The 14628-nt window shown below is 71.9% G+C and carries 14 protein-coding genes; 8 read left to right on the top strand and 6 right to left on the bottom strand.

Annotated features, from left to right (window positions below; genetic code table 11):
* Positions 1 to 275 precede the first annotated feature (275 nt).
* The gene (locus JK359_RS17350; protein WP_201836516.1) at positions 276 to 1742 is read left to right on the top strand and encodes an MFS transporter; all 1467 of its coding nucleotides are present in this window, start codon (positions 276 to 278) and stop codon (positions 1740 to 1742) included.
* Between the two features lie 408 nt (positions 1743 to 2150).
* Here JK359_RS17350 and JK359_RS17345 read toward each other — a convergent pair whose 3' ends face one another.
* From JK359_RS17345 to JK359_RS17330, 4 genes are all read right to left on the bottom strand, one after another.
* Positions 2151 to 3341, bottom strand: coding sequence for an acetyl-CoA C-acetyltransferase (locus JK359_RS17345; protein ID WP_201836515.1), 1191 nt, complete (start codon positions 3339 to 3341; stop codon positions 2151 to 2153).
* 129 nt (positions 3342 to 3470) lie between these two features.
* Positions 3471 to 5720: a tetratricopeptide repeat protein gene (locus JK359_RS17340; protein ID WP_307788151.1), complete on the bottom strand. Its 2250-nt coding sequence runs from the start codon at positions 5718 to 5720 to the stop codon at positions 3471 to 3473.
* Between the two features lie 230 nt (positions 5721 to 5950).
* Positions 5951 to 6424 (bottom strand): hypothetical protein, encoded by a 474-nt coding sequence (locus JK359_RS17335; RefSeq protein ID WP_201836511.1) that lies wholly within the window; start codon positions 6422 to 6424, stop codon positions 5951 to 5953.
* Positions 6425 to 6530: 106 nt separating this feature from the next.
* Positions 6531 to 6776, bottom strand: a complete 246-nt coding sequence (locus JK359_RS17330) for a hypothetical protein (RefSeq protein WP_201836509.1) — start codon at positions 6774 to 6776, stop codon at positions 6531 to 6533.
* Between the two features lie 71 nt (positions 6777 to 6847).
* Between JK359_RS17330 and JK359_RS17325 the strand changes: the two genes are divergently transcribed.
* From JK359_RS17325 to JK359_RS17310, 4 genes are all read left to right on the top strand, one after another.
* Positions 6848 to 7699, top strand: coding sequence for a restriction endonuclease (locus JK359_RS17325; RefSeq protein WP_307788150.1), 852 nt, complete (start codon positions 6848 to 6850; stop codon positions 7697 to 7699).
* A 277-nt stretch (positions 7700 to 7976) separates the two neighbouring features.
* The gene (locus JK359_RS17320) at positions 7977 to 9656 is read left to right on the top strand and encodes a SpoIIE family protein phosphatase (RefSeq protein WP_372445418.1); all 1680 of its coding nucleotides are present in this window, start codon (positions 7977 to 7979) and stop codon (positions 9654 to 9656) included.
* Complete coding sequence (locus JK359_RS17315; RefSeq protein ID WP_201836505.1) at positions 9649 to 10728, top strand: cobalamin B12-binding domain-containing protein; 1080 nt, start codon at positions 9649 to 9651, stop codon at positions 10726 to 10728. Before JK359_RS17320 ends, JK359_RS17315 begins: the two co-directional genes overlap by 8 nt.
* Entirely contained in the window at positions 10725 to 11114 is a 390-nt protein-coding gene (locus JK359_RS17310; protein ID WP_201836503.1) for an STAS domain-containing protein, read from the top strand. The genes JK359_RS17315 and JK359_RS17310 overlap by 4 nt, the downstream gene beginning before the upstream one ends.
* Positions 11115 to 11146: 32 nt before the next feature.
* Here the strand turns inward: JK359_RS17310 and JK359_RS17305 are convergent, their stop codons facing one another.
* Positions 11147 to 11569 carry an ATP-binding protein gene (locus JK359_RS17305; protein WP_201836501.1) on the bottom strand — a complete coding sequence of 141 codons (423 nt, stop codon included), beginning with the start codon at positions 11567 to 11569 and terminating at the stop codon, positions 11147 to 11149.
* 379 nt (positions 11570 to 11948) lie between these two features.
* The gene (locus JK359_RS17300) at positions 11949 to 12233 is read right to left on the bottom strand and encodes a hypothetical protein (protein WP_201836498.1); all 285 of its coding nucleotides are present in this window, start codon (positions 12231 to 12233) and stop codon (positions 11949 to 11951) included.
* Between the two features lie 254 nt (positions 12234 to 12487).
* Here JK359_RS17300 and JK359_RS17295 point away from each other — a divergent pair, with 254 nt between their 5' ends.
* The 3 genes from JK359_RS17295 (at position 12488) to JK359_RS17285 (ending at position 14597) form a co-directional block, all read left to right on the top strand.
* Entirely contained in the window at positions 12488 to 12808 is a 321-nt protein-coding gene (locus JK359_RS17295) for a GatB/YqeY domain-containing protein (protein WP_201836677.1), read from the top strand.
* A 169-nt stretch (positions 12809 to 12977) separates the two neighbouring features.
* A complete protein-coding gene (locus JK359_RS17290) occupies positions 12978 to 13700 on the top strand; it encodes a L,D-transpeptidase family protein (RefSeq protein ID WP_372445417.1) in 723 nt (240 codons plus the stop codon).
* 378 nt (positions 13701 to 14078) lie between these two features.
* Positions 14079 to 14597, top strand: a complete 519-nt coding sequence (locus JK359_RS17285; protein WP_201836493.1) for a transglycosylase SLT domain-containing protein — start codon at positions 14079 to 14081, stop codon at positions 14595 to 14597.
* Positions 14598 to 14628: the final 31 nt, after the last annotated feature.

Here is a 14628-nt window from a genome sequence, read left to right as displayed (position 1 = left end):
GGGGCTGTGCCGCCCTCGCTGGTGCGCCGGTTCCTCCCCCCGGGCGCCCCGCCCCATCATTGGCTTGCCGCGAGAGCCGCCGCAAGGCGTGACGGCAAAGATCTTCGAACGAACCTCGAGTGATTGTCATCACAACCTACTGATCATGTACTTCGACCCGCCCGATGACGGGGGCGGGCACACTTGCTTCAGTTGTATTGCCTCAACCACCTTTTCCTTTTACCGAGTTAGGCCGTAGGCGAGTTCGACGACGCACACGAGCTGAGAGGACCGGCATGTCCGACGAGTCGGCCGAGCACACACGCACGACGAAGGAGGTCAGTCCGGCCCGCGTCCTGGCGCTGTGCAGCGGCGCGAGTTTCATGGCCTTCCTCGACCTCTCGATCATCAGCATCGCCTTTCCGGACATCCTGGACGACTTCCCGGGCACGTCGCTCAACACCACGACGTGGGTCCTCAGCGGCTACACGATCCTGCTGGCGGCCGTGCTCACGCCCGCCGGAAGGGTCGCCGACAGCGTCGGCCGGCGCACCGTTTTCGTCTGGTCCCTGGCTGCCTTCACAGCCGCCTCGCTCGTCTGCGCCGTGGCGCCGTCCATCTGGTGGCTCATCGGGGCGCGGGTCGTCCAGGGCGCGGCGGCCGGCGGCATGATCCCCGCGGCGCTCGGCCTGATCCTCGCCACGACACCGCGGGAGCGCATCCCCCGGGCGATCGGCACCTGGTCCGCGGTGGCGGGCTTCTCCGCCGTCATCGGACCGGCCGCCGGCGGACTCCTGCTGGACGCCTTCGGCTGGCGCTCGGTGTTCTACATCAACCTCCCGCTGTGCGGCGCGATGCTGATCGCCGCCGTGGTGACGCTGCCGAGGCAGGGGCTGCGCGGCACCGGGGCCAGGCTGCCGGACGCGGTGGGCAGCATCGCGCTCGCCCTGGGCATCGGCGGTGTGGTGAGCGCGCTCACCGAGGCGGACACCTGGGGCTGGGCGGACGTCCGCACCATCGGACTCGGGCTGGCCGGGCTGGCGCTCGTCGTCCTGACCGTGCTGCGGTCGCGCACGCACCCGGCGCCGGCCCTGGAGATGACGGTGTGGCGCAGCCCCGTCTTCCGCACCGCCAACCTGGGCCTCGCCCTGCTCAACATGACGATGTTCGCGTGGATGCTGGCCGCTCCGCTGTTCGCCGCCGACATCTGGCACTGGTCGGTGCTCAAGACCGCCGGTGCCCTGAGCGTCGGAGCCGTCTCCTCGATGGCCGGCTCACTGATCGCCGGACGGCTCACCCGACCGGCCACGCAGGTGAAGGTGACGGTCCTGGGCGCGCTGTCCTTCACGGGCAGCAACGCCATCTGGGCGTCCGACCTCTTCGGGTCCACACCCAACTTCCTGGGCGGCTGGCTGCCGGCCGCGATCCTCGGCGGTGGCGGCCTCGGCCTCGCCATCACCTGCCTGTCGTCGCTGGCGGCCGGGACGGTGCCTCCGCTCAAGTTCGCGGGCGGCCTCGGCATGACCCTGACCGTGCGCCAGGTCGGCGGTGCGGTCGGCGTCGCCGGCTTCGCCTCGATCATGGCGTCGGGCGCGACACCCGGAAGCATCTCGTCCTTCCATCACGTCTATGTCGCCGCGATCGCCGTGAACGTCCTGTGCGCGGCCGTGGTGTGCACGATGCTCAGGGCGCTGCGACCGAAGCCCGAGCCGACGCCGACGGCGACACAGACGGCTCAGAACCGGGTCACACCGACCCAGTGATCCCACGCTCCAAGGAGTCCTGAACCGCCGGGAACCGGTGCGCCGCGGCTGCGTTTGTGGCTGTGGCTGTGGCTGTGGCTGTGGCTGTGGCTGTGGCTGTGGCTGTGGCTGTGGCTGTGGCTGTGGCGGTGGCGGTGGCGGTGGCGGTGGCGGTGGCGGTGGCGGTGGCGGTGGCGGTGGCCGTGGCCGTGGCCGTTGTCGTGGGGTGGCTGCGTTTGTGGCTGCGGCTGCGGGCCGAAGGCCGGCCGCGCGTGGACCCCGGCGGCCGGCACGGGGTGCGGCGCGGCTGCGCCTGCGGGGCGTTCGCGGACGGCCCCCCGGGCGAGGCGGCTACGCGCCGCCGCCCGGGGGACCGCGTCGTTCCTCCGGCTCGTCCCCGCTTCGCGGTAGGGCCGCTCAGACCGAACGTCAGGCGGACGGTACGCGGATCAGCAGGGCGTCGCCCTGACCCCCGCCGCCGCACAGGGCCGCCGCGCCGAGCCCGCCGCCGCGGCGGCGCAGTTCATAGGCCAGGTGGACGACGAGCCGGGCACCGGAGGCCCCGATCGGGTGGCCGAGCGCGATGGCTCCGCCGTCGACGTTGACGATGTCCGGGCTGATGCCCAACTGCTCGGTGGAGACGATACCGACGGCCGAGAACGCCTCGTTGATCTCCACCAGGTCCAGGTCGGTCGGCTCCAGCTTGGCCTTGGCCAGTGCCGCCCTGATCGCGTTCGACGGCTGCTCGTGCAGGCTTCCGTCCGGTCCGGCCACCACGCCGTGAGCGCCGATCTCGGCGATCCAGGACAGGCCCAGCTCCTCGGCCTTGGCCTTGCTCGCCACCACCACGGCCGCGGCGCCGTCGGAGATCTGCGACGCCGTCCCCGCCGTGATGGTGCCGTCGGCGCTGTACACGGGACGCAGCTTCCCCAGCACCTCGGCCGTGGTGTCCGGACGCACGCCCTCGTCGGTGTCGCACACCACCGGGTCGCCCTTGCGCTGCGGTACCGTCACCGGCGCCATCTCCTCGGCGAATCGCCCGGCCGCCGCCGCGGCGGCGGCCCGCTGGTGCGAGGCCGCGGCGAAGGCGTCCTGCTTCTCCCGGGTCAGGCCGGCGTAGCGGCTGTTGTACTTCTCGGTCGAGACACCCATGCCCAGCTGGTCGAAGGGGCAGAACAGGCCGTCGTGGACCATGTGGTCGATCAGCGGCACGTCACCGGACTTGAAACCCGCACGCGACTTGGGCAGCACGTGCGGTGCCTGCGACATGGACTCCTGACCGCCCGCCACGACCAGGTCGAACTCACCGGCCCTGATCAGCTGGTCGGCCAGCGCGATCGAGTCGATCCCGGAGAGGCACACCTTGTTGACGGTCAGCGCCGGGACGCTCATCGGGATGCCGGCGGCCACCGCGGCCTGGCGGGCCGGGATCTGACCGGCGCCCGCGGTGAGCACCTGTCCCATGATCGTGTACTCCACCTGCTCGGGCGCCACCCCCGCCTTCTCCAGGGCCGCCTTGATCGCGATGCCGCCGAGCTGGACCCCGGAGAAGTCCTTCAGAGCCCCGAGCAGGCGACCGGTGGGGGTACGGGCCCCGGCCAGGATGACGGATCCGGACACGATGTCCTCCGTGGATAGAAGTTGTGGACCACAACGCCGTTACATTACCCACGAGTTGGGTTACGGAAATGCGGCCCTTGCCGGTGTGAGCGAAGGCACAGGCGTTCGGATCCGGGAACGCCCCCCTCCTCACCGCCCGCCATCGGCGGAAGCCGCGTGGCCCCCGTCCCTCTGCCAGCGGGCGAGGTTCTGAACGGTGACAAGGGTGTCCGCGTGGTCGGCTCCGAGGACACGAAGTTGGTCCTGCAGCAGCTCGGCCGTCGCCGCGACCGCGCCGGCCACGTCGCCCGTCTCCCCTCGCCACCGGGCGAGCTGGCCGCGCGTACGGAGGGTATGGGGGTGGTCGGGCCCCAGCACGCGGAGTTGGTCCTCGAGCAGCTCGGCGGTTGCTGCGGCGGCGCCGGCCACGTCGCCCGTCTCCCCTCGCCACCAGGCCAGGTGGCCTCGCGTGCGAAGCGTGTCCGGGTGGTCGGGCCCGAGCACGCGAAGCCGGTCCCGCAAGATGTCGGCGAAAGCGGCGGCGGCGCCGGCCGGGTCGCCCAGCCGTCCTCGCCACCATGCGAGGTTGTGCCGGGTACGGAGGGTGTCGGGATGCAACGGTCCCAGCATGCGGCGCCGGTCCTGCAGGATGTCGGCGAATTCCGCCACCGCGCCGGCCGCATCGCCCGTCTCTCCCCGCCACCAGGCAAGGTTGTTGCGGGTACGGAGAGTATGGGGGTGCCAGCGTCCCAGCACGCGGAGCTGGTCCTGCAGCAGTTCGCAGAACGCGGCGGCGGCGCCGGCCGGGTCGCCCAGCCGTCCTCGCCACCAGGCGAGGTTGTGCCGGGTGGTGAAAGTGTCGGGGTGTTCGGGCCCGAGTGCGCGCAGCTGGTCCCGCAGCAGTTCCGCGAAAGCGGTGGTGGCACCCGCCGCGTCACCCGCCTCTCCCCGCCATTCGGCGAGGTTGTGCCGCGTACGGAGCGTGTCAGGGTGGTCGGGTTCGAGCACGCGGAGCTGGTCCTGCAGCAGCTCGGCGAATGCGGCGGCGGCGCCGGCCGCGTCACCCGCTTCCCCCTGCCACCAGGCGAGCTGACTGCGACTGCGCAGGGTGTCGGGATGGTCGGCGCCGAGGTAGCGGCGGGTCGTCCCGGTGAGGTTCCGGTAGTAGTCGCGAGCGGCAGTGACCTGTCCGGTCTGACCGAGGCTGGTGCCGGCGCGGTACAGCACCACGTGCGTGTCGGGCCGGTACAGGGCTTCCCCGGCGTGCTCGGCGAGGGCGGCCGCGTTGGCGCGCAGTGCCTGAGCGTGGCCGGTGTCCCGCTCGAGGCCCGGCCAGGCCGCGGTGAGGGCATCGGCTGCGATGCGGACCAGTGCGGCGCGGCGAGTGACGGGTACCTGGTCGCGCACGGTGCGCTGGATCAGCTGATGAACACGCGCCGCCTGGTGCGGCGTTCCGGGTGTGTGGTCGGCCAGGCTGAGGCGGTGCAGCACGCGCAGCGCCATTTCGGCCTCTTCCACGGTGACCTCGGCGTGGTCGATCCCCTGCCGTGGCCCCGTTGACCGCCGAGTTCCGGCGTCCGCACGGCACGAGGTGAGGTGGTGGAGCGCGGGCGGGCTGGTCAGGACGGACGCGGGGACACCGTTCGGATCGAGCATCGAGGCCAGCTCCAGCATGGGGCGGGCCAGCCCGGCGGGGCGAAGGCTCTCGGCACGGTCGATGGACATGGACCAGGCGGCCGTGACGGGGGTCGGCTGGTCGTCGGGCAGGGCGCCGGGTTCAGGCAGCAGGTCGGCGAGTGCGCGTGTCCGGTCTGCCAGTTCGCGGCGGTACGCGGCGCAGCCGAGGCCGGAGTCGGTCAGATAGGCGGCGGCCTGTGAGAGAGCCAGGGGCAGATGTCCGAGGTCGTGAGCCAGAGCCGCCAGCTGGTCGACGAGTTCCGTCCGGGCGTGGACGGCCAGCGTGTCGGTGAGATAGGCGAGGGCTTCCGCCTCGGTGAATACGCCGACCTCCACGAGGCGGCCCCGGCCTGCCACGGCTGCGTCCCTTCTGCGGGTGGTGATCACCGTGTGGCCGTTCGCAACGGTGGGCGGCCACAACTCGTGGAGGTCCGCAGGATCGGCCACGTCGTCCAGCACCACCAACCACCTGCAGGGCCGGGCAGCACCCTTGGGCGTGAGCCAGGCCAGGAACTGCCGTGCGGCTTGCTCCGGGTCGGCGGGGTCGGCACAGACCAGCTCGACACCGGCTTGCGCGTACCCGGTCACGGCCGCGGAGCGGGTGGACGCGGTGATCCACACCAGCACGTCCAGCGTGCAGTCCTCCCAGAAGGCATTCGCGTAGTCGGCGGCCAGCTGGGTCTTGCCCACCCCGCCCGTGCCGACGAGCACCTGACACTGCACCGCTGGAGAGCCGCCCCTCGACGCCGCTCGCAGTCGCTCTCCCTCGGGCCGGTGCTGAAAGGACCGTGCTCGGGGCGGGACGACCCCGACCTGGTGCGGCCATGGGGCGGGCTGCCGCGGCACGGCGTAGTGCGCGACCTGGTCGACGTGGCCGATCGCCATCCCCTGTCGGTCGGCATGGACAGCGGTGCGGGCGGTGATCTGCGGGGGCCTGCTGGTACCGAGTGCGCTCAGCCCCGACGCGGACTCGGCGAAGGAGGGTTTACGCTCACGTCTCCCATCGTCCAGGCGGCCACCCCCGCGTGCTCGGCGCGAATGTTCACGTTCCCGCCGACGGCAACCCCGCCATCACCCGCCGACACCTCGGTGACCGCACCGGTCCGTTCCTCGACCAGAGCCCGTAGCTGAGCCGCGGCCCGGCCGCGTTCCTCGCCGGCGAGGTTCTCCAGCAGAGCCTCGAAACGGGTCTGCCAGGACGACTCCTGACGGGCCCGCACCAGCTCGCCCTCGTCCGCACCCGCCGCCTGGAGCGTGCTCGCGGCCTGATCCAGGCGTTCCAGTTCCGCCTGCTCCCGGTTCTGGTCCCCGCGGCCCAACAGCCGGGCCACCCTCGCTTTGACCCCGTCCCAGGCGTCCGTGCCCGCCGCCTGCACAACCGCGGTACCGCCCGCCGCCGCCAAAGCCGTCAACGCCGCTTCCAGCATCTGCGCCCCCTTGCGTGAACCTCGCCCCGGTGACCGTAGCGCCGCCTCAGCGTACTGTGCAGCAGCTGGACGGAAACCGGACCAGCTGCCGCTGCCTCACCGCCCTTCACCGCGCGGCAGGCCCGCGTACGCCCCTCGGCAGCAGGCCCGCGAACGCGCCCCGCGGCAGGCCCGCGAACGCGCCCCGCGGCAGGCCCGCGAACGCGCCCCGCGGCAGGCCCGCGAACGCGCCCCGCGGCAGGCCCGCGAACGCGCCCCGCGGCAGGCCCGCGAACGCGCCGCGGGGAGCTTGCGGGTGGCCTGACACCCTGCTGTCCGGCCACTGCCGGCCGACCACAGGGGTCCGCACCACGATGAACCGCCCCACCCGGGGCACACGCCTGAGTGATCTTCGTCGAGGACCGCCCGGGAGGAACCACCACCGTGACCGCACCCACCCGCCCGCTGCACCCCGTGCGCCCCGTGCGCCCCCGCCACCGTCGCTTCGATCTGCGCAGGACCGCCCTGTTCTTCGTCCTTCTCGCCCTCCTCGTGGTGCTCGGAGGAGTGCTCGCCCGCACCGCTGCGGCCGCCGCCGAGCGCCGTCCCGCCTGGGCGGTGACCCTGCTTCTCCTCGGCACCGCTGGCGCACTCGCCTGTCACCGCGGGCGACGGCGCTGGTCGGCACGCAGACTCGTGCGGCGCACCGCCGACGCACTTGAGGAGGCGGCCGAGAGGGCGGCCGGCGCACTCGAGGAGACGCCGGCCGCCGCCCCGGCGCACGCTGCCGCTCTGGCGGAGGCAGCCGTCCCGGCGGAGGCGGCCGTCCCGGTCCCGACGGCCGGCGTCGCTCCTGCGGAGGAGACGCTCGTCCTCGAGACGGCTTGCGACCCGGGCGTAACGGACTACGCCGCCCTGGAACCCGACGAGTTCGAGCAGGCGATAGCCGACCTGTGCGCCCGCGACGGCTGCGCGGACGTCGAAGTGGTGGGCGGCGCCGGCGACCTGGGTGCCGACGTCACGGCGGTGGCACCGAACGGACACCGCCTCGTCGTCCAGTGCAAGCGGTACGGCGAGGGCAACAAGGTCGGTTCCCAGGATCTGCAGCGCTTCGGCGGCACCTGCTTCACCGTCCACGAGGCCGACATCGCCGTCCTCGTCACCACCGGCGACTTCACGGCACCCGCCGTCGAGTACGCGCGGCAGTGCGGAATAGTGTGCGTGGACGCCGAGATGCTCCGCGCGTGGCACTCCGGGACCGGACCCTGCCCGTGGGAACTGCCGGTCGAGGACTGACCCCTCGGCCGGACCTGCCGACGGCGCGGTCGAGGACCGGTCCTGGTGCGGGACCGCCGACGCGCGGCCGAGGACCGGTCCTGGTGTGCGGGACCGCCGACGGAGCGGTCGAGACGCGGCTCCTCCGCCAGATCCGCCACCGGGGCGTTTGTGGCGTTCGTGTGTGTCTTCCACGAGTGGCTTGCAACGGTCCGAGGCGATGCGGGACGGTTGCTGGAGGACATCTGTTTCCCATGGCAGGAAGGTGGTGAGGTGCGCAGCGTGCGTGCCTCCGTTTGTGGCTTCTTCCCGCGGCTCGTCCGCCAGTCCGCCCGGTGTCGGTCTGAAGACCGACACGACATGGGCTGAGGCCCCTTATCCCGTGCTGGTCGTCGACCGGCACGGCCGTCTCGTGCGCGCCAACGACGCCGCCCGGCCGATCCTGCCGGGCGCCGCGAGCGGCGTCCGCTTGCACGAGCAGGTCCCGGCCTGGCTCGCCGACGCCCACCAGCAGATAGTCGAGACCGCTCCTCCGAGCACTGTGACCCGAGCCCTGCGCGGAAACATCGGAGACCGCTTCTTCGAGGCGCACCCCACCGTCGGTGCCGACGGCGACGTGATGTGGTGGCTGGTCGACGACACCGACCGCCGCCTCGCCGAGACCGCCCTCAGCGATGTGCGGCGGCGCTCGGAGGTGCTCTCCGCGGTGTCCAGCACGCTGCTGTCCACTCTGAACGTGCCGCGCTGCATGGAGGTGGCCGCTGCCATGGCCGCGGAGCATCTCGCCGAAGCCGCCGTACTCGTCGCGCCGCCTCAGGGCCGGCGCTGCCCGCTGACGTTCGCGCGCCAGGGTGCTCCCGTCGTCCAGACCACCCGGCAGGTCGACGTTGCCGGAGTGCCAGGGCTGGCGGAGGCCCTTCAGGGCTTCCCGCCCGTGCCGGCCCGCTGGATCAATCCCGCGGACATCCCGGACTGGGTGCTCCCGGAGGGCTTCGCCGGACCCATCGGATCCGTGATCGTCGCCCCCCTGCCCGGGCACGGCGTGCCCGCCGGGGCGTTGATCCTGCTGCGTTCAAGCACCGAGCAGGCCTTCACCGAGGGGGAGGAGGTCTTCGCCCGCCTGTTCGCCGCCCGCGCAGGCGCGGCCCTGTCCGCCGCCCGCCTGTACACCGAGCAGGCCACGATCACCGCCACGCTGATGCAGGACCTGCTGCCGCCGGCGCTGCACAGGGTGCACGGTGTGGAGTACGCCGGAAGCTACCGGGCGTCACGGGACCACGAGCGGGTCGGCGGGGACTTCTACGACGTCCACCCCGGCACCGGCCCCTCCCAGGAGACGCTCGTCGTACTGGGGGACGTGGCGGGCAAGGGCCTGGACGCGGCGGTCATGACCGGCAAGATCCGCAACACCCTGCATGCCCTGCTGCCACTGGCCGAGAACCACGAGCACGTCCTCAACCTCCTCAACGGAGCGCTGCTCACCTCCCGCCACGCCCGCTTCGCCACCTTGGTACTGGCGTCGGTGCGCCGCCGGGCCGACCGCGTGCGACTTCGGCTGACCAGCGCCGGGCACATGCCACCGCTCATCGTCCGCAACGACGGCGCCGTGGAGGAGGCCGCCACCAAAGGCACCCTGGTGGGCGCCCTGCCGGCCGTCGCGGCCCGCACCGTCGAGACGGAACTCGCGCCGGGGGAGACGTGCCTGCTCTACACCGACGGCATCACCGAGGCCCGCGGCGGACCGCTGGTCGACGAGCTGTTCGGCGAGGAGCGCCTCAAGCGAGCGCTGGCCGAGTGCGTGCGCATGCCGGCCGAAGCGGTGGTAGAGCGGGTGCAGATGATCGCCGCTCAGTGGCTGAGCGGCGGGAGGCACGACGACATGGCCGTCGTGGCGATCAGCGCCCCGAAAGCCGGCGCGCCGACCGTCGCCGACGGACAGGGCGGCGGACGGCCCGGGAGGAGCAGATCGAGTGAGTGAGCCCGTCGCGACGACCGCTGTGGTGGAACGGTTGTGGCAAGCCGTGTCCGACGGCGACGAACACGGCGCCGCCAGGGTCGTGCACGACGCACTGGCCGAGGGAACGAGCGAGGAAGCACTGCTGCTCGATGTGATCGCACCCGTTCAGGAAAGAGTCGGCGTCGAATGGGCCGCGGACCGTATCACCGTCGCCCAGGAGCATGCCGCCACCGCCATCAACGAGCGGGTCATCGCCTCCCTGGCCCACCGTCCGGACAGCCGCCGGAACACCGGCCACCGGGGTCGCGTGGTGGTGAGCTGCGTGGACGGAGAATGGCATGCGCTGCCCGCCCGGCTGGTGGCCGAGGTCCTCACCCTGCACGGCTGGCGCGTGGACTACCTGGGCGCCCAGACCCCCACCCCGCACCTGGTCGCTCATCTGCACCTGACCAACCCGGCCGCGGTCCTGTTGTCCGGGTCGCTGCCCACCCATCTGCCGACGGCACACGCCACCATCACCGCCTGCCAGGCCATCGGAGTCCCCGTCCTGGCCGGCGGGCGGGCCTTCGGCCCCGGCGGCCGGTACGCGAAGAAGCTGCGTGCCGACCGGTGGGCGGCCGACGCGCGGGCGGCGGTGGCCGTGCTGGACCAGGGCATCCCGCGGCCGGACACTTCGGCGATCCGGCACGCGGTGGACGACCTGCCGCACCTGGCCGACCAGGAGTACACGTGGGTCGCCCGGTCACGGCCGCAGTTGGTCAAGCAGACACTCGTGGACCTGGAGGGCCGTTTCCCCGCCATGCGCACGTACAGCGACGCCCAGCTCGAGCGCACGGCCGAGGACATCGCCCACACGGTCGACTTCCTGACCACCGCCCTCTACGTCGATGACCCCGGCCTGTTCGCAGGCTTCCTGACCTGGACGGCCGACATACTCACCGCTCGCAACGTCCCCGCCCACTCGCTGCTGAGCGGCCTCGACGTCCTGGCCGGCCAGCTCCACGACTTCCCCCGCACCCTGAAGACGATCGAGCTGGGCTCCACCGCCCTGTCCGAGTACGCCGTCCGCCCGGTCCCCGGCGCCCGCGCATGAGCAGCCTGCCGCCCACCGAATTCAGTCTCACCGTCCGCTGCGAGGCCACCACGCTGACCGTGCTCATCGGCGGTGAACTCGACCACGAGACCAGCGACGAACTGCTCAGCGAGGTCAGCGAACAGCTGTCGGCCGGTCACCCGCCCTTCAGGGACGTCCACTTGGACTTCGGCAAGATGACCTTCATCGATTCCTCCGGGCTGACCGCCCTGCTGATGATCCACCGTCGGACCAGCGCCATCGGCGCCGGCCTGCACCTGGACAACCGGCCGCCGACGCTCGAGCGCATGCTCCAGCTCACCAACGTCCTCGACCACCTCACGACCCCGCCGACCCGGACGGGAGATCAGCGGGCGGAAGAGGACGATGGCGCCGGCGTCACCTGATGCGCACCCTGCTCAACGCCCGACGGCCACGGCTAGGCGCCGGTCGCGGTGGAGGGCGGCTGAAAACAGGCGCTGACGTCCTTGCCGCGCGGACAGCGGTGCACCTCCCACGCATCGGCGAGGGCATCGACCAGCAGCAGGCCGCGCCCACCCAGAGCACCGGGATCCGCGCGGCGCTGCTCGGGCAGCTGGGCCGAGGAGTCATGCACGGTCACATGCAGACATTCCACATCCCAGGTGAGGATCAACTGTGCCGTGCTGTGCGCGTGCTTGTGGGCGTTGGTGACCAGCTCGGACACGGTCACCAGCACCGCGTCCACCAGATCGGGGGCCGTCCGGGTCCAGCCGAACGCCGCCAGATGCTCACGCGTCCAGTCCCTGGCCTCCTTCACCCCACGGCTCACCGGCAGCGAGCGCGCCCACCCCACGGCTTTCAGCGACGAGTCGTGTTCCACTGTCTCCTCCTCCACCGGCCATCCGGTCGCATGCCACGTCTGCCCCGATTCGGCCGACTCAATGGTCGTCGGCGGTCGATAGCCCCGAACGAAGCAGCAGCTGCGCAGCAGTGCCCTCGCGGAGCGGTTCCGGCCCAGGACGTGGGCGCCGAGCTGCGACCGGTTCGCACGCAGGACGGATGCAGCGGGCGCGGCCTCGTGCGGCCGGCCCGGAACCCTGTGGGGGCGCCTGCCGCAGGGGCGGGCAAGATGCACGGCGACCTCGGCGAGAATGTGCAGTTGATGTTGAACTGTCGAAAGAGGTGCGAAGCAGGTGCTGGGTCACTGACGGCGCCTCTCGGTGCCCCACTCACGCGTCCCGCGGACCGGAAGCGCCGTGTCACGCGTCCGGGTTGAGCTCCGTGTACACCAGGTCCACCAACGCCTCCGCCTCGGGCGTGTGGCGGTCGGGGGACACCTCGTAGTACCCGCCCAGAGTGGCGATCACGTCCCGGTGGGAGTCGTCGTACTCGTGGAGACGGTCCTCCCGCTCCTTGGAGGTCCTGGCGTCGGAGACCTGCCACCACCACACCCTGTCCCGGATCTCGTCCCTCGACAGGGGGCCGTCCAGGGTGATGTCCCTGCCCTGAACCTTCGCGGTGATCCTGGCCGCGTCCATACCCATGCTCCGTCTCTCCTCTCCCCGGAGGGGAAGCCGTCCGCCTCCCGGAAGGGAAGCCATCCGCACGTCGTGCGGACAGGCAGCGGATACCCGCCCGAGCACATCGCTCACGGCCGGACCGGCGATCGGCCTGAAACGGAAGGGGGTCTGGCGTACCCACGGTGGCACACCGATATTGCGTTGTGGGCCCGGAAGCACGGCCATAGGGTCCTCGCATGTCCCTACGTGTTCGTATGCGTCAGGCCCTGCCGGAAGCGATGCGCGCCCGCGACAGAGTTGCGGTGAGCGCCTTGCGGGCGACGCTCGCGGCCCTGGACAACGCGGAGGCGGTTCCCGTGGGCGACGCCGGGGCACGTGGCCAGGCCCTCGAGCAGGCACCGGTGGGCGCGGGCGCGACCGAGGCAGCGCGGCGCGAGCTGAACGAGGGCAACGTGGTGGACATCGTGCGCGCCGAGGCCACCGAACGGCTCGAAGCCGCAGCGCAGTTGACCGCGCCGGCGCACGCCGAACGAGTGGCGCGGCTCCGCGCCGAGGCCGCGGTGCTGCTTCGCTTCCTCGACGGCCACGGCACCCGGTAGATCACGGCGTGCCGTCGTGCCCGGCACGATCAGCACGTGCTGGGCGGGGTGAACGGTTGGGCCGGATGCCGCGTCCGGATGCGCCTGCGATCCGCCTCGCCACAAGATCCTGACCATGCGGATGTTCACGGTGCCCCGGTCCTGTCCTCGGTCGGTACGTCGCGGCGGAGTGCGTCACGCCATATCCACGGCGCTCGCCTGCGGCGTCCTGCTGGCCGGCGCCGCGGCGTGCGACCAGGCAGCCGAGCGGAAGACACCCGGTGGCGCGCCCGGCGCGGCGTCCGCCCGTCCCGGCCAGGCTGTGGGCAGTCGCCTCCCGGGTGTCGGAGACCGGATGTGGAGTCAGGTGCCGGCCGGCACCAGACAGGCGGTGGTCGTCTACGGCGAGGGCCAGGAGTCTCCCGACAGCCTTGTCGTGCTCTATCAGAAGCAGGGACCGACGTGGGTACGGACCGCGAGCTGGCCCGCCCACAACGGAAGGCTGGGCTGGACCGAGGACCACAGCATGGACGACGAGCGCAGTCCCGTCGGCGTCTTCACGCTCACGGACGCGGGAGGCTCGCTCGCCGACCCGGGGAGCCGGCTGAGGTACTGGCAGGACGACAACGCCTACTCGACCATGCTCCTTCCGGAAGAGGCCCACGCCCACGACTTCGACTACGTCATCGCCATCGACTACAACCGGCTGAAGGGCGCCCCGCCGTTCGACTGGAGCCGCCCGGACGGCGTGGAGAGGGGCGGCGGGATCTGGCTGCACCTCGACCACGGCGACGGCACCTCGGCCTGCGTCACCGTCCCCGAGGCCGGCATGAAGAAGCTCCTGCGCACCCTGGACCCGGCGGACCATCCCGTGGTGGTGATGGGGGACCGCGAACACCTCCACGAGTCCTGATTCCCCCGGGGGCCGCCGGCGCCCGAGGCGGGCTGGGGCCGCGTTTCTCCCGGGAAAACGGGTGACGCGGCCCATAGGGCGCATGTCACGTCCTAAAGAGGGCCGTAGGACGTGTGCTGCCCCCAGCAGGCATGAAGCCGCCGAATGTCCGGTTTGTAGGTATTTCTCCGAGGTTGGATAGTACGTCACATTCTTGTCTTGGCCACGGCGGGCCGCTAACCATGTTTCTCGTTGCCGCAAGCCGCAGGGCCGACCGGGCGTCGAGCACCGGATGCGCCCGGGCCGTGCAGCACAGGGCCTCGAGCCGACGCCCTGCAGGCCGCGACCGGATCCACCCGGCCGGCGCCTCGAAAGACGTCCCACAGGAGAGACCCCTTCATGACCGCGATCACCGCCACCCGCCGCCTTGCCCGCCTGCGCTCCCTCGCTGTGACCGGCATCGCCACGACCGGCGCCGCGGCCGCTGCCCTCACCCTCATGCCGACCGCCGCGCACGCCGCCGAGGCACCCCGCAGCACCCATGCCGTCACCGCCCCCTCCCGCGACAGCCACGCCGACACCGGCACCGCCGGTACCGCCGACAACCTCGACGGCTGGATCAAGAAGTCCCTGTCCATCATGAAGTCCAAGGGCATCCCGGGCAGCTACGAAGGCCTGCGCCGCAACATCATGCGCGAGTCCGGCGGCAACCCCAACGCCCAGAACAACTGGGACGTCAACGCGCAGAAGGGCACCCCGTCCAAGGGTCTGCTCCAGGTGATCGACCCCACCTTCAACGCCTACCACGTCGACGGCACCGCCCACAGCGTCACCGACCCGGTCGCCAACATCACCGCGGCCGCCAACTACGCCGCCGACCGCTACGGCTCCATCGACAACGTCAACTCCGCCTACTGACCCACACCCCGGCGTTCCACACCGGCCGACG

This window comes from Streptomyces actinomycinicus, assembly GCF_016741775.1.
Classification (GTDB): Bacteria; Actinomycetota; Actinomycetes; order Streptomycetales; family Streptomycetaceae; genus Streptomyces; species Streptomyces actinomycinicus.
The sequence above is the reverse complement of the archived record's forward strand: the minus strand, read 5'-3'. Positions and strand labels throughout refer to the sequence as shown.

What these genes read in the sequence shown, in the direction of transcription:
- JK359_RS17350 (WP_201836516.1), top strand. Translation starts at nt 276, where the DNA reads ATGTCCGACGAGTCGGCCGAGCACACACGCACGACGAAGGAGGTCAGT.
- JK359_RS17335 (WP_201836511.1), bottom strand. Translation starts at nt 6,424, where the DNA reads ATGCTGGAAGCGGCGTTGACGGCTTTGGCGGCGGCGGGCGGTACCGCG.
- JK359_RS17310 (WP_201836503.1), top strand. Translation starts at nt 10,725, where the DNA reads ATGAGCAGCCTGCCGCCCACCGAATTCAGTCTCACCGTCCGCTGCGAG.
- JK359_RS17300 (WP_201836498.1), bottom strand. Translation starts at nt 12,233, where the DNA reads ATGGGTATGGACGCGGCCAGGATCACCGCGAAGGTTCAGGGCAGGGAC.
- JK359_RS17295 (WP_201836677.1), top strand. Translation starts at nt 12,488, where the DNA reads ATGCGCGCCCGCGACAGAGTTGCGGTGAGCGCCTTGCGGGCGACGCTC.
- JK359_RS17285 (WP_201836493.1), top strand. Translation starts at nt 14,079, where the DNA reads ATGACCGCGATCACCGCCACCCGCCGCCTTGCCCGCCTGCGCTCCCTC.